This window comes from Archangium sp. (assembly GCF_057119385.1).
Map to the genome: position 1 here is coordinate 37,230 of NZ_DBNGVP010000206.1, position 17,827 is coordinate 55,056.

Annotated in this window: 12 protein-coding genes; 10 read left to right on the forward strand and 2 right to left on the reverse strand. The window is 70.4% G+C overall.

Annotated features, from left to right (window positions below; genetic code table 11):
• Positions 1-2: 2 nt before the first annotated feature.
• Both AC16DP_RS47195 and AC16DP_RS47200 read right to left on the reverse strand, forming a co-directional pair.
• Positions 3-2,873, reverse strand: a complete 2,871-nt coding sequence (locus AC16DP_RS47195; protein WP_329725455.1) for a TonB-dependent receptor domain-containing protein — start codon at positions 2,871-2,873, stop codon at positions 3-5.
• A 74-nt stretch (positions 2,874-2,947) separates the two neighbouring features.
• Positions 2,948-3,397, reverse strand: a complete 450-nt coding sequence (locus tag AC16DP_RS47200) for an HIT family protein (RefSeq protein ID WP_329725456.1) — start codon at positions 3,395-3,397, stop codon at positions 2,948-2,950.
• 183 nt (positions 3,398-3,580) lie between these two features.
• Here AC16DP_RS47200 and AC16DP_RS47205 point away from each other — a divergent pair, with 183 nt between their 5' ends.
• The 10 genes from AC16DP_RS47205 to AC16DP_RS47250 all read left to right on the forward strand — a co-directional run bounded on the left by AC16DP_RS47205 (position 3,581) and on the right by AC16DP_RS47250 (position 17,821).
• Complete coding sequence (locus AC16DP_RS47205; RefSeq protein ID WP_329725457.1) at positions 3,581-5,224, forward strand: carboxypeptidase-like regulatory domain-containing protein; 1,644 nt, start codon at positions 3,581-3,583, stop codon at positions 5,222-5,224.
• A 250-nt stretch (positions 5,225-5,474) separates the two neighbouring features.
• The gene (locus tag AC16DP_RS47210) at positions 5,475-5,906 is read left to right on the forward strand and encodes a response regulator (protein ID WP_329725483.1); all 432 of its coding nucleotides are present in this window, start codon (positions 5,475-5,477) and stop codon (positions 5,904-5,906) included.
• Positions 5,907-5,930: 24 nt separating this feature from the next.
• Positions 5,931-9,743, forward strand: a complete 3,813-nt coding sequence (locus AC16DP_RS47215) for a bifunctional serine/threonine-protein kinase/formylglycine-generating enzyme family protein (protein ID WP_329725458.1) — start codon at positions 5,931-5,933, stop codon at positions 9,741-9,743.
• 137 nt (positions 9,744-9,880) lie between these two features.
• Positions 9,881-10,924, forward strand: a complete 1,044-nt coding sequence (locus AC16DP_RS47220) for an ADYC domain-containing protein (RefSeq protein ID WP_329725459.1) — start codon at positions 9,881-9,883, stop codon at positions 10,922-10,924.
• A 225-nt stretch (positions 10,925-11,149) separates the two neighbouring features.
• A complete protein-coding gene (locus tag AC16DP_RS47225; protein WP_414640662.1) occupies positions 11,150-12,046 on the forward strand; it encodes an OmpA family protein in 897 nt (298 codons plus the stop codon).
• 203 nt (positions 12,047-12,249) lie between these two features.
• Positions 12,250-14,277 carry a TonB-dependent receptor gene (locus tag AC16DP_RS47230; protein ID WP_329725460.1) on the forward strand — a complete coding sequence of 676 codons (2,028 nt, stop codon included), beginning with the start codon at positions 12,250-12,252 and terminating at the stop codon, positions 14,275-14,277.
• 84 nt (positions 14,278-14,361) lie between these two features.
• Complete coding sequence (locus tag AC16DP_RS47235; RefSeq protein ID WP_329725461.1) at positions 14,362-15,459, forward strand: hypothetical protein; 1,098 nt, start codon at positions 14,362-14,364, stop codon at positions 15,457-15,459.
• The gene (locus tag AC16DP_RS47240) at positions 15,456-16,364 is read left to right on the forward strand and encodes an AHH domain-containing protein (protein ID WP_329725462.1); all 909 of its coding nucleotides are present in this window, start codon (positions 15,456-15,458) and stop codon (positions 16,362-16,364) included. Before AC16DP_RS47235 ends, AC16DP_RS47240 begins: the two co-directional genes overlap by 4 nt.
• An 18-nt stretch (positions 16,365-16,382) precedes the next feature.
• Positions 16,383-16,964, forward strand: coding sequence for an imm11 family protein (locus AC16DP_RS47245; RefSeq protein WP_329725463.1), 582 nt, complete (start codon positions 16,383-16,385; stop codon positions 16,962-16,964).
• Positions 16,965-17,017: 53 nt separating this feature from the next.
• Positions 17,018-17,821: a hypothetical protein gene (locus tag AC16DP_RS47250; protein WP_329725464.1), complete on the forward strand. Its 804-nt coding sequence runs from the start codon at positions 17,018-17,020 to the stop codon at positions 17,819-17,821.
• Positions 17,822-17,827 lie beyond the last annotated feature (6 nt).

Below are 17,827 nucleotides of genomic sequence, written 5' to 3' on the forward strand. Positions count from 1 at the left end.
GCTCAGAAGCTGCCGGTGAGCTGCAGTGTGAAGGTGCGGCCGTACTGGGGCACGGGCGCGGCGGCGCGCTCGGTGCCGAGCGACAGGGCGTAGCGGGTGTCGAGCAGGTTCTGCACGCCAGCGAAGTAGCGCAGGCGCTGGAACTCGCCGGACAGGCCCACGCTCAGCAGCAGGGCCTCGCCGTTCTCCTCATCCCCCTGCGTCGTGCCGCCCCGGGCGCTCTGGTAGGTGGCCTGGGTGGCCAGGCGCAGGTCCCCGGTCCCCAACGGCAGCAGCAGCCGTCCGGACGCCAGGTGCGCGGGGGCGGAGGCCACCACCTCCTCCGAGGCATTCTGGAGGGTGACGAAGGAGTAGGTCAGGTCCACCATCAGGTTGCGGCCCGGCTGCCAGTGCAGACCGGCTTCCGCGCCCCAGGCGAGCGTCTCACCGGGCCGGTTGCTGAAGACGAGGCACTCCATGGTACCGCTCGGGCTGCCGCACCGGGGCGGCCCTGGCTGCTGCTCCAGCACCACCAGGTTGGAGATGCGGTTGTGGTAGCCGGCCACGGTCAGGCGCAGCTCGTCCGTCAGGTTGTGCGCGTGCTCGAGCTCCAGGGTGGTGATGGTCTCCGGCTCCAGCTTGCCGGCGGCCGCCTGGGTGACGCCGCCATCGTTGTAGTCGAGCTCGTAGGCGTTGGGCGCGCGGAAGGCGCGGCCGGCCACCAGCTTGGTGAGGCCCTTGTCGTAGGGGCGGGCGATGAGGGCCAGCCGGGGGGTGAGCGGCGTCGCGTCCAGGTCGAGGTACTTGTCCAGGCGCAGGCCCGCCGAGAGCGTCAGCCGCGGGTGCAGGCGCCACTCGTCCAGCAGGTAGGTGGAGAGCAGCACGCGGCTGCGGCTGATGAGCGGTGCATCACCGTTCTCGGGGCCGAAGCTCTCCTGCTCCACGCGCAGCTGGCTCTGTCCCTCCAGGCCCACGGTGAGGCGATGGGTGTCGGAGAGGTGGAAGAGGAAGCGGGCCTCGGCGCTGAGCCAGTCGGCACGGCCGGCGTCGGTGTCCCGCCGCAGGCTGTTGTCCGGCTGCCTGTACATCCAATAACCCCGGTAGCGGCTGGCGTCATAGGCGCCGCGCAGCGACAGACTCACCCGCTCGCCGAGGGACTTCTCGTAGCGCACCTCGGCGAAGCCGCGCAGATCCTCCACCTGGGTGCCCTCGACGCCCAGCACCGTGCCATAGGGGCCGGAGGGAATCTGCTTCCGCCGGCCGTGGAACTGCGCCTGCAAGGAGAATCCCCCGAGGCGGGCCCGCACCGAGGCGGTGGCGGCGCGCTCCCCGTCCAACCCCTGCACCAGCGGCAGGCCCCCCCCCAGTGCGGTCACCTCCGCGCCCTGCGTGTTCACCCCCGCCAGGGACACCAGGGCCGAGTCGCGCCCGTTGTCCCACGCCGCCGTGCCGTGCAGCCGCGTGGTGCCCAGCGCCTCCACCGCCGCCGTGGCCTCCACCTTCTTGTCCAGGCCCAGCGACTCGCGCGGCACCACGTTGATGACGGCGAAGAAGGCGCCCGTTCCGTAGAGCGCGCTGCCCGGGCCGCGCACCACCTCGATACGGTCCACCTCCTCCAGGTCCACCGACAAGTCCCGTGCCGAGTAGCCCTGACCGGCCCACACGTCGTTGACGGAGTGGCCGTCCCAGAGGATGAGGATGCGGGTGTTGAAGTCTCCCGGGGGCGCGAAGCCGCGCACGCCCAGGTACGTGTAGGAGCGGTCATTGGAGATGAAGAAGCCGCGCACGGCCGCCAGCGCCTCGGCCACCGTGGTGTAGCCGAAGGCGCGCAGCTCCTCCTGGGAGAGGACGGTGGTGGAGGCGGGGGCCTCGTCCACCGAGAGCAGGCTCTTGGAGGCGGCGCGCACCTTCGGCGGCTCGTAGCGCAGGTCCGCGTGGAATTTCGTGTCCTGGTCGGCCACCACCGTCACCCGCTGGCGCACGGGGCGCACGTCCGGGCTCTCCACCTCCAGGGTGTGCTCGCCCTCGGGGAGCGTCACGACGGTGGGGGTGAAGCCCGTGGATTGGCCGTCCACGCGCACCGAGGCGTTGTCGCGGTTGGCGGTGATGATGACGCGGCCGGTGGGCCTCTCCTGCGGGCGCAGCGACACCTGCAGGGGGATGCGTCCATCCGCGGGCACGTCCACCAGCATCTGCGCCGAAGCGTGGCCGGGGGCCTTCACGTGCAGCACGTGCCGGCCGGGGGTGAGGACCAGCGTCCCGGGGACCCGCCCCACCACGGGGCCCTCCTGGGACTCGTATACCTCCGCGCCCTCGGGGGTGCCGGTGAGCTCCACCGTGCCGGTGATGAGCTCCAGCTTGAACTCCTGCGTGGCGGAGCGGCCCCGCGCCACGTAGACGGTCTCCTCCGCGCGGCGGTAACCCTCCTTGCGCACCATCACCTTGTGGCGCCCGGGCGTCAGGGCGAGCGTCTGCGGCGAGAGCCCGCGGATGCCCAGGTCCTCGCGGTCCACGAGCACCTCGGCCCCCGGCGGCTCCGTGGTGACGCGCACCAGGGCCACCTTGGGACGCAGCCGCTCCAGCGCGCGGCGCACCTCCGCCTCGTCCGAGTTGCTCAGCCGCTCCTGGGCCAGGTCGTTGTAGTAGCGGTAGGCCTCGTTGTAGCGGGTGAGCGCCTCGTAGCAGCGGGCGATGTTGAAGAGGACGTTGCGGTTGGGCACCAGCCGGTAGCTGGTGAAGTAGGAGCGCAGCGCTTCCACGTAGTGGCCCTGCGCGTACGCCTCGTTGCCCACCTCGAAGGCCACGTCCGCTTCATCCGCGGTGTTGTTGGCCCGCGCGGCCGTGGGCAGGAGCAGCAGCGACAGGAGGAAGAAGCCGAGACGGAGCACTCGCATGGCGGCCGCCATTCTTCCACGTCAGCGCCCCAGGTCCACCCGAGCGCCTCCAGGAGGGCTGGCGAGCGGACAGCTCAGCCCCCCAGCGCCGCCGCCAGGGCCCGCGCCGCCGCCTCCAGCTCCGCTTCCGGGCGCATGTCTCCCGGCGTCCCCTCGAACGCTCCCCGTCCCCACAGCCGCTGGGGCGTGTCCCGGTAGCGCGGCACCAGGTGCAGGTGGAAATGGCGCAACACGTCACCCATGGCGAAGGCGTAGGCGTGCTCCGCGCCCAGCACCTCGCGCTGCGCCCGCATCACCCGCGCGGCGAAGGGGCCCAGCTCCCGTGCCGCCTCGTCGTCCAGGTCGTACAGCGCGCGCGCGTGCCGCACGCTGGTGAGCACCACCCAGCCGGGCAGGGGACTCGGCGAGGCCACGCCATGCAGCACCAGCCCCGCCGAGCGGGCGAGCACTCCTCCCACGGGCCGGGTGCTTCCTCCCACGATGGCGCAGCCCAGACAGGGCGCATTCACATCCACGTCGCTCATGGCCCCCACGCTACCACCCGGCCCTCGCGGAAATGTCCGCCCCCGTTGCACCCTACCCGGTGCGTCCGTGCTGGACGTCCAACCGTGCCCTTCTTGACGCAGGCAGCCCGGTCGGAGACTGTCATGCCGCCGCCCCTCGCGGGCTGAAACCCGGCTGAAACTCCAAGCATTCAAGGTGGGAAGATGAAGAAGCATTGGGCAATCGTGCTGCCGCTCCTGGTCGTCGGATGCACGCCGGAGGACAAGGATGGGGATGGCATCGCCGACGGGGTCCGCGAGCCGGACTCCGTGTCGGTGGTGGTCCCGGCCACCCCCCAGGGGACGGTCTCCGGCCAGGTGCTCAACACCCGGATGGAGCCGCTCGCGGACGCCAAGGTGAAGCTCACCATCGGCAGCGCCACGGCGGAGAAGCCCTTCGAGACGGTGACGGACGCCTCGGGCAACTTCCTCCTCACCCAGGTGCCGGCCGGCTCCGAGGTGCTGGTGACCCTCGGCAAGGAGGGCCACGCCACGCTGCGCGCCAGCGCCCTGGTGCCCTCCCACGCCGGCAACATCCCCATCAACAACGGCAACGCCAACATCGGCGCCGTGGCCCTCGCCGAGACGAAGAGCAGCGTGAGCTTCTCGCTCGTCACGCCCTCGGGCTACCCCGCCCGCGGCGCCAAGGCGTACGTCGAGGCCGTCCCCGCCGGCACCATCGCCTTCAACGGCGGCACGGTCTCGGCCCTCGGCTCCGTGGTGGTCGCCGCCGAGGCGGACGCCATGGGCGTCGTCACCTTCGCCAACGTCCCCTCTCCTGCGGAGCTCGCGCGCATTGGCGGCGTGGGGGCGGCCGCGGGTGGCTACCGCGTCTGGGTGGATCCGGTGGACTACAACAGTGACGGCATCTTCGACGCCGGGGGCTATTCGCAGAAGATCGACGCCTCGACGCTGATGGTGAGCGGCGGCTCGCAGATGCTGCGGCTGCCGGCCCCGCGCAACGACGCCGGCGGCACGGGCACCCCGGGCTTCCAGCTCGTGGCCACCAACGTCCCCAGCCTCAACTACGTGAAGCTGGCGGATGCGGATGTCAACAAGCCCGCCATGGAGCTGCAGAAGAAGCCCCTGCGCAACCTGGTCCGGCCCGGCGAGCCCATCTACCTGGGCTTCAGCCAGCCCGTGGCGCGCGAGTCGCTGCTGGCGCTCGTGACCGACGAGTACGGCCGCGAGAAGTACGACGTCATCGTCACGGCGAGCGCCGCCGGGGACGTCTACACGCTCATGCCCCCCGCCTCCATCGTCCAGGGCGTGGAGTACAACATCATCCTGCGCGCCACCTCGGCGTACGACGGCACCGTGCGCACCTGGAAGGGCTACTTCATCAGCGGAGACCCCCGGACGCCCCGGCCGCTGCAGCTCGCCACCGCCGTCTACAAGGATGGCGCCACCGGTACCGTGGGCACCCTGGATCCGGGCGAGTGCATCATCATCAGCTTCAGCCAGGCCGTGCTGCCCACGTCCGTGCTGCTCGACACCCTCGTCACCACGGGCGAGGCCAGCCCGCCGTCCTTCAAGGCGACGCCGGCTGCTCCGCCCTCCACCAACCCCTGCTTCACCGCCGAGTCGCCGACGAAGTACCCCATCGACTCCACGAACTTCAACGACGCCACCACCCGCTTCGTCTTCACCTACAGCGGCGCGGCCATCAACCTCACCACCAACACCGTCAAGGTGAAGGCGGATTTCACGAAGTTCCAGTCGGCGGACCTGTCCGCGTATTACGAGAGTGCCTGGGGCTCGCCCGTGTCCTCGAGCACCAGTCTCGAGGCGCCGCTGAGCAAGCTGTAGCGGGCTGTCGTCCGCCGCGAGCGGTGGAGGGCAGGCGTCCAGGCGGCACTGCGCGGCCTGGATACGCCAAGTCACCATCGCTGTGAGTGAAGTGTCCGGGCCACGACAGGATTTGTGGCCCGGATGCGCTTGGAGGCTGGCCGTCACGAGCGCATCCGCGAGGCCGTACATAGCATGGTGCGGCGTTCCCACCTTGTACGAAGGGCCTCGCGCCATGACCCTACCGCTCACGCAAACCCTCGAAAACAGGATGCATGACGGCGGCGAGCCGACCGAAGCGGCCAATACCGTCGAGCGCCGGCGCGTGCTGGTGGTCGACGATTTCGACGACGCCCGGGAGATGTATGCGGAGTACCTGGAATTTGTCGGCTTTCAGGTAGAAGTGGCCCGCAACGGCGTCGAGGCGGTGGAGAAGGCGCAGGGTGTCCTTCCGGACATCATCCTGATGGACCTGTCGCTGCCGGTGATGGATGGCTGGGAGGCCACGCGCCGGTTGAAGCAGGACCACCGCACCCGGGACATTCCGGTGATGGCGCTCAGCGGCCACGTGCTGGCGGGCAACGCGGAACAGGCCCGGCAGGCCGGGGCGGACGAGTTCGTCGCCAAGCCCTGCCTCCCGCAGGACCTGGAGGACCGCATCCGCCGGATGCTCAAGCCCAGCAAGTCGAAGAGCAGGCCCTAGCGAAGAACGGGGACGAACGCGCCCGTGGGCCCTCCGCCTGCAATCCGGTCCAACGTCGACGGGTGGACTCCGCCCGAGGCGTTCGACGAGTACCGCCTGGTGCGCCTCATCGGTCATGGCGCGACGGGACGCGTGTACCTCGCGCATGACACGCTGCTCGACCGGCCGGTGGCGGTGAAGTTCGTGCGCGCGCTGGGGGCTGGCGCGCTCGCCCGTTTCCTCGTGGAGGCCCGGGCCGCGGCGCGTGTCCAGCACCCCCACGTCGTCACCCTCTACCGGGTGGGGCAGCTGGAGAACCACCCGTACCTCATCTCCGAGTTCATCCGTGGCACCTCGCTGGACCGGTTGCCCCGGCCCATGCCGTGGGAGCGCGTGCTGGCGCTCGGCAGGGACCTGGCGCGGGGCCTGGGGGCCGCCCACCGGCGCGGCGTGCTGCACCGCGACATCAAACCCGCCAACGCCCTGCTCACCGAGACGGGCGAGGTGAAGCTGCTGGACTTCGGACTGGCCAAGCTGCTGGACGCGGATGCTCCCCGCGACGAGGACACGCCGCCCGACGTGCTCCCGGCTGCCCCTCCGGTCCTGCCGGAACTGGACGCCGACAGCGTGGCGGGCTCGCTCGACGGGGTGGACCTGCCGTCGCTGCCCGCGGGCACGCTGGTGGGCACGCCCTATTACATGTCCCCGGAGGCCTGGGCCGGGGAGGAGCTCACCGCGCGCAGTGACGTGTACTCGCTGGGGCTGGTGCTCTACGAGCTGTGCGCCGGCCGCGGCCCCTTCCGGCACGTGCCCCTCAAGGAGCTCTCCCACGCGGTGCGCACGCAGGACGCGCGGCCGCTGGCCGAAGCCGTACCGGGCGTGGACACGGACTTCGCGGCCGTGGTGGACCGGTGCCTGCGCCGGGCCCCCGAGGAGCGCTTCGCCTCCGCCGTGCCGCTGCTGGATGCGCTGGAACTGCTGTCCCGTGACGAGTGGGCGGGCGCCGTGCCCGAGGGCAATCCCTACCGCGGCCTCCAGGCCTTCGAGGCCGAGCACCGCGCCCTCTTCTTCGGCCGACGGCGGGAGCAGCGCGAGGTGATGAACCGGCTCCGGGCCGAGCCTTTCGTGCTCGTCGCCGGGGACTCGGGCGTGGGCAAGTCCTCGCTGTGTCTCGCGGGCGTGCTGCCCCGGGTGACCGATGGGGCGTTGGAGGACGGGCGGCGCTGGCGCGGGGTGCGGCTGATTCCGGGACGGCGTCCCGCGGCCGCGCTCGCCGCCGCGTTGGCTCCCGTGCTGGGTGCCGACGAGGAGGGGCTGGTGGCCTCCCTGCGCTCGGACCCCACGGGCCTGGCGCGCCGGCTGCGGGCCTGGCTCGGCGCGGAGCAGGGGCTCGCCCTCTACGTGGACCAGCTGGAGGAGCTGGTGACGCTGGCGGGAGACGCCGAGGCCGCGCAGGCGGGGCTCGCGCTCGGGGGACTGGCCGAGGGCGTGTCCGGCGTGCGTCTGCTGGCCACCTGCCGCAGTGACTTCCTCACCCGGCTCACGGCGGTGCCGGGCCTGGGCGCGATGGTGCCCGGGGCCCTGTACCTGCTGCGGGCGCTCGGCCCGGAGGAGATTCGCGAGGCGGTGGTGGGCCCGGCGCGGGTGACGGACGTGCGCTTCGAGTCCGAGGCCCTGGTGGATGCGCTGGTGGCCTCGGCCGCCGGGGGCGGGCTGCCGCTGCTGCAGTTCGCGCTCGCCGAGCTGTGGGAGGCGCGCGACGAGGGGGCGGGCCTCATCACCCAGGCCGCGCTGGACGGGCTGGGCGGCGTGGCGGGCGCGCTGGCCATGCACGCGGACGCGGCCGTGGCGCGCCTGCTGCCGGATCAACGTACGGCCGCGCGGGGCGTGCTGCTGCGCCTCATCACCGCGGAGGGCACCCGGGCGCGCAAGACGGACCGGGAGCTGGTGGGCGATGACCCGCACCACCGCGCGGTGCTGGAGGCGCTGGTGCGCGCGCGCCTGCTGGTGGCGCGGGAGGTGGACGGTGGCACCTCGTATGAAGTGGCCCACGAGGCGCTGCTGACGGGGTGGGGCACCCTGGCGCGCTGGCTGGCCGAGGCCGCCGAGCTGCGCGAGGTGCAGGCCCGGCTGGAGGCGGACTCCGCCCACTGGGAGCGCGTGGGCCATGTGCGGGACATGCTGTGGAGCTCCCGGCAGCTGGCCGAGGCCGCGCCGCTGGACCGGGAGCAGCTCACCCGCCGCGAGCTGGCCTTCCTGGAGGCCTCGCGCCGCACGGTGGTGCGCAGCCGCCGCATGCGCCAGGCGCTCGCCGTGGGCTTCGTCCTGTCGCTGGTGCTCGTCTACGCGGGCCTGCGGATGCACGAGGCCGCGGTGCGCGACAGCGCCGTGCGCGGCTGGCTGGCCGAGGCCGCCGCCGCCATGAGCGAGGTGCGGCGCGAGCGCACCGCCTTCTCCGCCGCGCGCGAGGAGGCGCTGGGCCACTACGACGCCGGCCGCAAGGAGCAGGGCGACACGGCCTGGGCGCGCACCACGCTCGCGGAGGCCGTGCTGCACCGGCGCCTGGACGAGGCGGGGGACCATCTGGAGCACGCGCTGGTGTTGGACCCCATGCGCGAGGACGTCCGCGCCGCCCTGGCCGACTTCCTCCTCGAGCGCGCCTTCCACGCCGAGCAGGCGCTGGAGACGAGTGAGCTGACGGCGCTGCTGCAGCGGCTGCGGCTGTATGACACGACGGGCGAGCGCTGGCGGCGCTGGACGTCTCCCGCGCTCGTCACCCTGGAGCTCTCCGTCCCCGGTGCGGTGCTGGAACTGCGGCCCGCGACGCGCGACGTGGAGGGCCGGGAGCACATCGGCGAGCCGGTGCCCATGCCGCCTTTGCCCTGGGTGGACGTGGCGGTACCTCCGGGAGACTGGCGGCTGACGGTGCGTGCCCCGGGTCACGAGCCCGCGCTCGTCCCGCTGCGCCTGGCGCGAGGGGAGCGCCGGCACCTGGCTCCACCGCTGTTGCGCCAGGGAGAGCTGCCCTCGGGCTTCGTCTACGTTCCCCCGGGACGCGTGCTCTTCGGCAGCGCGGCGGATGCGAGCGTGCGCGGCTTCTTCAACGCCGTGCCCCTGCACGCCAAGGAGACGGCGGGCTTCCTCATCGCCCGCCAGGAGACGACGTACACGGAGTGGCTCTCCTTCCTGGAGTCGCTGCCCGCGGCCGAGCGCACGCGCCGTCAGCCGCGCACGAGCACCACCTACCACGGCATGCTGCGGCTGGCGCGGGAGCGCGGTGTGTGGACGTTGCGCTTCCAGCCCGGCGGCGTGCCCTACACCGTGCGGCTGGGCGAGCGGCTGCGCTACGCGAAGCGGGACCGGCGGGTGGAGCAGGACTGGACGCGCTTCCCCGTCACCGGCATCTCCTTCGAGGACGCGGAGGCCTACGCGGCGTGGTTGGACAAGACGGGCCGGGTGCCGGGCGCCCGGCTGTGCACGGAGCTGGAGTGGGAGCGCGCCGCTCGAGGCGAGGACGGCCGCGAGTTCCCCCACGGCGACTCGCTCGCCCCGGACGACGCCAACGTGGACTTCACCTACGGCAAGGAGCCCGGGGGCTTCGGCCCCGACGAGGTGGGCGCGCACCCGGCCTCCCGCAGCCCCTTCGGCGTGGACGACCTGGCCGGCAACGCATGGGAGTGGACGCGCTCGTCGCTGGAGTCCGGGGGCGTGGTGGCTCGCGGCGGCTCCTATTACTTCGCCCCCGCCTCGGCGCGCCTGGCCAACCGCGAGATGCCCGAGCGCACCCTGCGCAACATCACCGTGGGCTTCCGCCTGTGCGCCGACCTGCCCTCCGGGGCGGCTTCCCCTCGGAAGTAGCACCGCCGGGTGCCTGCCGCGAGTGACGTCTCCTGGACGTTGCAAGTGCCTGGAGACGACATGTGTGGCTTGCCGTGTGGATGACCACTGCACACCGTCCGCCCGTCTCGGGGACGGAGTCACAGAGGGGTGGGGCCATGCGAGCAAGCAGGTGGTGCCAGGTCGTGTTGGCGGCCGTGGGCGTGGTGGCGTGTGGAGGCGAGGCGCCGGTGCGGCCGGATGCTCCCCTGGGAGAGACCGATGCGTCGCTGAGCGCACGCAATGGCGCGAACCTCAATGGCGCCAACCTCAACGGCTCGGACCTGAACGGCTCGGACCTGAACGGGAGTGATCTCAACGGCTCGGATCTCAACGGCCAGGCGCTCTCGGGGATGCTGGTGTCGGTGGAGTTCGCGGGCGCGTGGTTCGAGAACGGGCAGCAGACGTCCTGGCCGGGCCAGGGGCCCACGTTGCAGCAGGCGAGCCTCGAGGAGGTGTGGCTGGAGGGCTCCACCTTCCATGGCTGGTACGACGGGCGGCACCTCTTCGGACAGGACTTCGTGCAGGCGCGCTTCCTGGGCAACCTGGGGGATGAGAGCCAGGTGGAGCTGCGCGTGGACTCGGCGGCGCAGGGCGAGGGCGCGAACGCGGACGTGTGGCGGTACCTGGTGTCGTTCCGCTCTCCGCTGGACGGACAGTGGCGCCCCATCTGCCTCGACGCGAGCGGACAGCCGGCGGCGGCCATCGCCGTGGACGGGTATTGGGACTACCGGCAGGGGCTGCCGGGCGTGGGCGGCAGGAAGTATGACGATGCGCGCGTCTTCACCTTCGCGTGCGAGGGCGCGGCGATCGCGAAGTGCATCCGCTTCGGGTACAAGCCGTGGGCGAGCGTCGGAGGCGTGAGCCTGGCGGCGCACCACCAGGCGTGCACGCGCCTCATCCGCGCGGACTACTGCGGTGACGGCACCTCGCACACCGTGAACGGGCAGTGGGTGAACGTCTACGACGCGGTGGGCGTGCAGCAGGACACGGAGACGTGGGGCCTGGAGGCGGAGTGGGGCACCGACGGGGCGCTCTGCTTCACGGACAACAACCGGGCCCATGCGCCCGTGTCGTGCCCGGACGCTCCGAAGAAGGCGCAGTGCGGAACGGCCGAGGCCTTCTCCTCCGGCACGCTGCTGCAGAGCGAGACGCCCTACTAGCGTCCCGCCGGCCCCACCGCCCCACGTGACCCTCCACCCAGCACGCGGCGACGTGCTGGTGGAAGACGCGCTCACTCCCGGTGGATACGGGCCTGCTGGGGCGGAAGTTTTCGCGTGTCACCGTCGTGTTTCCCCACGTTCGACTCCGCAGGTGGGGAACACGCGCCCTCTCGCGCGAGTGGGCTCGGAGGTATAAGAGCGCTCCTTCAACCCAAGGAGCCTCGAATGCGCATGCATTGGTGTCTCGTCCTGCTGGTTCCGTTGGTCGGTTGCGTCTCCCAGAAGGCGTTCGACTCGAAGTCCCAGGAGGCGCTCAACCTCAAGCAGCAGTACGACGAGCAACAGGAGCAGATGAAGGCCCTGGAGCAGAAGCTCGGAGAGACCAAGGCCGCGGCCGAGAAGGCCCAGAAGGAGAACGCGGAGCTGGAGTCCTCGCTCGCCAACAGTGACGCGGAGCGCCGCGCGCTGCGCAAGCGCGTGGACGAGCTCTCGGACCTCAACAAGGAGCTGTCTCGGAACACCGAGAAGCTCGAGGCGGCCAAGGAGGCACTCGAGAAGAAGTCCAGCGAGTACGAGAACCTGGCCAGGAGCCTCAAGGAGGAGATCAAGACCGGGAAGATCGAGCTGTCCGAGCTGAAGGGCCGGATGGTGGTGAAGATGAAGGACAAGATCCTCTTCTCCTCGGGCAGCACGAAGCTCAACAAGGAGGGCCAGGAGGCGCTGGCGAAGGTGGCGCAGGCGCTCAAGGACGTGGAGGGGAAGCTCATCCGGGTCGAGGGCCACACGGACAACGTGCCGGTGCCGTCGGACGCGAAGACGGAGTTCGACTCGAACTGGGAGCTGTCCACCACGCGCGCGCTCGTCGTCGTGAAGCTGCTGCAGGAGCAGGGCGTGCCGCCCACGATGCTCTCCGCGCTGGGCTATGGCGAGTACCAGCCCATCGCCTCCAACCAGACGGCGGAGGGACGGAGCCTGAACCGGCGCATCGAGATCGTCCTCGCCCCCGCCGAGCAGGCCCCGTCCGCCGTGGTGGCCGCCTCGGTGAAGAAGGCCCCGGCTTCGGCACCCGCGCCCGCGGTGAAGCCGGCCTCCGGCACCAGGCCCGCCCCGAAGAAGAAGTAGCGGCGCTGACGAAGCAGCAGCGGCTCCGCGGACAGAACACCGCGAACGCGGACACGGAACGCGGACACATCCCCTCTCCCTCCGGGAGAGGGACGGGGTGAGGGTATCCGGATCCCGGGTTCAGGATGCGAGGGGTTCCCGGATATAACCCGATACCCTCACCCCCACCCTCTCCCGAGGGGAGAGGGAGATCTGAACCCGAGATGCGTCCGTTGCACTGTGTCCTGCTCGTGCTCCTCGTGGGCTCCGCTTCCCGAGCAGGAGAGCCGCCCACGGAGAGCGCGGCCCCGCTCACCTTCGAATCCACCGAGCTGAAGGAGCTCGCGGGCACGTGGGGCGAGCCGTTCCGCGCGCTCATGGTGATGCCCGGGGTGAGCCACGTCGTCTCCGGGGCGAGCCTGCCCGTGGTGCGTGGCGCGGCTCCCTCGTCCACGGGCTTCTACCTGGACGGCGTGCGCGTGCCCCAGCTCCACCACCTGTGGGTCGGCCCTTCCACGGTGCACCCCGCGCTCGTCTCCGGGCTCGACTTCCACCGGGGACCCGCTCCCGCGCGATTCGGCCGGGAGCTCGGTGGCACCGTGAACGCGCGGCTCCTCCCGCCGAGCACCGGCACCGTGCACGCGATGGGCTCTCTCGATCTGTTCAACGTGGGGGTGCTCACCCAGGTGCCCATCGCCGCCACGGGTACGGAGCTCACCCTCGCCGGCCGCTTCGGCTATACGCCGTGGCTCGCCGCGGCGGTCATCAACGGCACGCGCGGCACGCCGGGCCCGGACCTGGTGCTCGGGCTCTTCGACTACCAGGCGCGCGTCACCCAGGCCGTGGGCGAGGGCTCCCTGCGCCTGTTCGCCCTCGGTGCGTCGGATGACGCGGGCCTGAGCGGCCCGGGGGAGGTGGTGCGGTTGGGCACGGCCTTCCACCGCGTGGATCTCCGCTTCACGCACCCGCTGGGCGCGGGCGAGGCCGAGGCCGCCATCACCTGGGGCCAGGACACGCTGGGCGCGACCGGCGGAGGCTCCGTCTCTCGTGTCACCGTGGGCCTCTCCGAGCAGACGCTCGGGGCGCGCATGGCGTGGCGGGCCGCGCTGTCGCCGGGGCTCGCGGTGGAGGCGGGCGCGGACGTGGAGCGCCGGAGCGCCGGCGTGACGCAGTCCACCACCTTCCGCCCGGGCGAGGCCGATGACCCCCACCGGCCCACCGTCACCACGGGAGGCCCACAGTCCCTCGCGCGTGCCACGCTCGCGGGAGCGTACGCACAGGCCACGTGGACCCAGGGCCCGTGGCGGCTCACCCCGGGCCTGCGCGTGGACGGCTACCTGTTGGCCCCCGCGCTGAACCAGGTGGTGGCCGAGCCCCGGCTGCACGCGCGGGCGGCGCTCTCGGAGACGGTGGGGCTGCGGCTGGGGGCGGGCCTGCTGCACCAGGCGCCGAACCACCTGCTCGACGTGCCGGGTGTGCAGACGGCGGCGCTGCGGTTGGGATTGCAGCGGGCGCTCCAGGTGGAGGCGGGCGCGGACGTGCGAGGACCCGCGGGCTTCACCTTCGGCGCGGACGTGTTCGTGCACCCGCTGCTGCGCACGGTGGAGCTGGACGTGCTGTCCTTCGACATGCTCGCGGACGACCCGGTGGCGCGAGGGCGGGAGCGCACGGCGGAGGGCCACGGCTACGGCGTGGAGCTGCTGGCCCGGCGGCCGTTGTCGGAGCGCTGGTCGCTGCTCGCCTCGTACACCTTCCAGCGGCGCACGTTGAACACGCGCGTGGAGCGGCGGGACGAGGCGGGGCAGGTGGTGGGGACGGAGGTGTTGCCCCTGGCCTCGGCGCTCGAGCAACAGCACGTGCTCAACGCGGCCGTCACCGTGAAGCTGCCCTGGGGCCTCACGGTGGGCACCACGCTGCACTACAACACCGGAGCGCCCGAGGCGGGGGGCCTGCTCTTCTCGTACACGCAGCGCGAGGGGGTGGACCCGGTGCGGGGCACGGCGCGCTGGGTGCCGGTGGACCGGGACGGGGTGACGCGCCTGCCCGGCTACTTCCGGGTGGACGGCCGCGTGTCGAAGACTGGCACGTGGGGGCCTCTTTCCGTGGAGGCGTGGCTGGACGTCTTCAACCTCTCGCTGACGCGGGAGACGTTCCGCTACAGCTACGGGACGGAGAAGGGCCGGCTGGTGCGCAAGCCCTTCGCGCTGCCTCCCGTGACACTCCCATCGCTGGGCATCCAGGCACGCTACTGACCGTCACGAACGCCTCGCCTGGTGCCAGAGTCGTAGATTACCCTGCGAACCCTTGAGGCTGTTCGAAGCCGGTGGGAGCGAAGCATGAGAGTGGAAGCCATGGGGATGAGTTCGAGTCTCGGTCCTGTGGCAACTGCCGCTGCTGCGTTTCGAGCGGGCATCGTCCGGCCGAAGCCCTCGGCGGATGTCGCCACCTTCGCTCCGGGCGACAGCGAGCCCCAGCCTGTTACCGTCTACGAGTTGCCGGGATCGACCTTCGGTTTCTCGGGTGTTGGTCGGCTCGTCTCCATTGCCATGGATGCCCTTGAAGATCTGGCAACGTACGTTCCATTGCAGACGATCGGACAGGAGGCCGGAGTCTTCCTTGCCTTGCCCGACTTCTCCAATGGCATGGGACCCCAAGAGGCTGCGGCTGCCGCGGAGCGGTTGGGACGCCAGGTGCTGGGGCGGGCACTGGACGGGCTCGGCGTGTGCTGGCCCGAGGACCGGTGGTGCTTCTTCACGGGAGGCTCCGCTGGCTTCGCGCTCGCTCTTGAGGCCGCGCGTCGTGAGATGGAGCGCCGTTCCCTGGAGACGTGCATCGTGGGCGGGCTCGACTCGCTGGTGGACCCGGAGCACCTCCGGTATTTGTTGGGAGATCGTCGGCTCAAGACAGCGGACAATCCGGTCGGGCTCCTCCCCGGTGAAGCGGGTGCCCTGCTGGTGCTCCGCTCCCGCCGGTCAGTCCGCAAGTCCGAGGCGACTCCAGCTATCGAATTCACCTCCGTCCATATCGCGCATGAGCCCAACTCCCTGGGGACCGGCCGCCGCCCGGATGGCAGGGTGCTCTCCTCATGTGTTCAGGCCGTGCTCAGGGCTTCTTTCGCTGGGGACAGCAAGGTTCTCCTCGTGTCCGATCTCAACGGGGAGGAACGACGGGCCTGGGAGTGGGGCAACGCGTTGGTGCATTTGAAGGCGAGTGGTGCCTTGCATGGGGAAGAACCGGTTTGGGTTCCGGCGACAGGCTTCGGGGATGTGGGGGCCGCTGGAGGTGCGGTGGGGGCGTGTCTCTCGGTCCGTGCCTTCCTGCGTGGCTATGCCCTGGCTCGCCGGATCGTCGTCGTCTCGCAAGCAGACTCGGGAGAACGTGCTGCGTTCTCGCTGGTGGTGGGGGACATCCCAGGACGAGGAGGTCGAACATGACGGGCAACAGATCGGTGCCGTTCAAGACCCTCATGAATGGGTCTTACGAGCTATACGGGCAAGCCGTTGCCGATGGACGGCCCAACATTCGCGACTTCGGCTCCACGCCTGCCAGTTCGGGCGAGATGAAGCGCAATGCCGCGCGCAAGCAGCAGGTGAAGGACACCAAGGAGCGGCGTAAGGCGAAGGACAACGGTGCACAAGAGCCCGCGGGCCCGCATGCCAGCTCCCTGGATGAATACCGAGCCATCCTCGGCAAGGGCACTTACTACGCCCGCAGCGCCGCAAAATACATCCGCGCCAACCATGCCTCCGAATACAACGACTTCCCGCACCTGGGGCCCGTAGCCTTTCGCGCGGAGGTCTCGACCCAAGCGGGCCTTTCCCAACCGTCCAACTTCAACCCTGAATTCAGCGGTCAGCAGCAGCCCTACCGTTGGCAGGCCCATCACCTCATTCCGGGCGAGGCCTTCTATACGGAGGACTCCAACGGTGTGCCCATTTTCGACAATCCGGACAACTTCAAAGTCCTGCTGCAGACGCCCTACGACATCGACCATGGCCACAATCTGATCATCCTGCCGAGCGAAGCCTGGGCCGTTCCCGTGCACGCGCTGCTTCAGCACCCCAACAACCACAACAACTACACGAAGCAGGTCATGCGGAGGCTGAAGCGTATTGACTCTGACATTGATACCCTTCGTGGCAAGAACATGGGGCACGAGGCCATCGTCGCCGAGGTGTTCGAGGCCCTGAAGCGCTTGGAGGCCGATTTGTGGGTGGATCTCCTCGATGAGTCACGAGCAGCCGTTCGCGGCGCAGCGGAGGGGCATCGTTATGATGGGCCCTGGTGTCGCTGGAAGACTCAAGGGGGTAGGGAGTACATCTGGCCGGCGCTCTGGTAGCGCCGAGAGGAGGGATGCGTGAGCTTGTGGATATTGGGTGACAGCAACGACGGGGCCGTGCTCGATGCCTACCCGAGAAATGGCCCGGAAGGCTGGCGTTACTTGGAGTCCCATCGTCTTTCGCCCGAGTTTCCCACCGATGCGGTCATGGGTTTCTCGCCCAGCTTCCCGGATAGGCGAAAGGTCTACGATTTCGTCACCAGCATCCTGGATATCCGCATTGTCTCGGAGCGAGTCCGGCGCATCGTTCTCGAGCTGGCGCCGGACGATGTGGAGTTCCTGCCTGTCACGCTGGTGGATCATCAGCGTGAGGTGATATCTCGCGAGCACTTCATCATGAATGTGCTCAACTGGCGGGAGGTCATTGACCTCGAACGTTCGGATGTTCGGATGGGTGCTATCCTCAAGAGGGAAATCGATCGAGTGAGGAAGCTGGTACTCAAGGACAATCTGGAGGCAGGGGGGCCGAAGGTCTTCCGCCCCATGCATCTGCGCGTGAACACCATGATCGACGAGAGCGTTCACGCGGCCCTGGCGGGGTCTGACCTCACGGGTTGCAGTTTCTTCCCGGCCAATGGCTGGAATGGCAAGGGCACCTGAACGCGGACCTTGTTGTTACCGGCGGACCAGTAGGAATCCGTACCGGAGTGAGTATGGAAATCGATTTCGCACGACTCCGTGAGAACGCAGGGGCGGCGGCGCCGGTCCTCATCGCGCACATCGGCCCGGAGGGAGAGCGCGATTCCCTGGTGGAGCACGTGCGCGAACTGTGCCGCTGCTTCGTCAACATCGCCGCCGCCACGCTCCTGCTGGAGGGCCGCTCCCAACCGTTCTTCCTCAACCTCTGTCGAGCGGCGGAGAACTGGCGCCGCCTCCTCGTTCACCTCGATCGGCGGAACCTGCGACCGCCGCCTGCTTCCTGGGGTCTCATCCCGCTGTCGGGGGTGATCGCGGCGGGTCATTGGAGCCTCGCGGCGGAGGTCGCCGGGCGTCTGCCCGTGCAATGGCAGAAGGAGGAGGAATACGCGGTGGAGTTCGCCTGGGCCTCCACGTTGGGGGCGCTGGTGCTGCATGCGCAGCGCGGTGTGGATCCCAGCCCGCAGCTCGACAACCTGGCCCGCGCCGCTCGCGAGAACTGCTGGCTCGCGCTCGCGCAGGCACTGGTGGAGGCGGATTCGTCCGCCTTCGCGGACGCCTTCACGGACGCCCTGGCGGTGCACGAGGCCCGTACCGAGGCGCGGGCACGCAGCTTCACCACGCGCGAGGACCACTTCGCCGCGCATCGTTATTTGTGGTTCGAGGGGCTGGCCCTGCTCCGGCTGGCCCGGAAACGCGGGCTCGACATCCCCCATGTGCGCTACCGGTACTGCCCACCTCTGGCCCAGGTGCCGATGACGGAGCGCTACCAGGGCGACTGGGTCGCCGCCATTGGCGAGGCCATCGCCACCCAGGGCTGATTCCGA

Coding starts and splice junctions, on each gene's coding strand:
- AC16DP_RS47235 (WP_329725461.1), top strand. CDS start 14,362: ATGAGAGTGGAAGCCATGGGGATGAGTTCGAGTCTCGGTCCTGTGGCA.
- AC16DP_RS47240 (WP_329725462.1), top strand. CDS start 15,456: ATGACGGGCAACAGATCGGTGCCGTTCAAGACCCTCATGAATGGGTCT.
- AC16DP_RS47200 (WP_329725456.1), bottom strand. CDS start 3,397: ATGAGCGACGTGGATGTGAATGCGCCCTGTCTGGGCTGCGCCATCGTG.
- AC16DP_RS47205 (WP_329725457.1), top strand. CDS start 3,581: ATGAAGAAGCATTGGGCAATCGTGCTGCCGCTCCTGGTCGTCGGATGC.
- AC16DP_RS47250 (WP_329725464.1), top strand. CDS start 17,018: ATGGAAATCGATTTCGCACGACTCCGTGAGAACGCAGGGGCGGCGGCG.
- AC16DP_RS47230 (WP_329725460.1), top strand. CDS start 12,250: ATGCGTCCGTTGCACTGTGTCCTGCTCGTGCTCCTCGTGGGCTCCGCT.
- AC16DP_RS47210 (WP_329725483.1), top strand. CDS start 5,475: ATGCATGACGGCGGCGAGCCGACCGAAGCGGCCAATACCGTCGAGCGC.
- AC16DP_RS47195 (WP_329725455.1), bottom strand. CDS start 2,873: ATGCGAGTGCTCCGTCTCGGCTTCTTCCTCCTGTCGCTGCTGCTCCTG.
- AC16DP_RS47225 (WP_414640662.1), top strand. CDS start 11,150: ATGCGCATGCATTGGTGTCTCGTCCTGCTGGTTCCGTTGGTCGGTTGC.
- AC16DP_RS47220 (WP_329725459.1), top strand. CDS start 9,881: ATGCGAGCAAGCAGGTGGTGCCAGGTCGTGTTGGCGGCCGTGGGCGTG.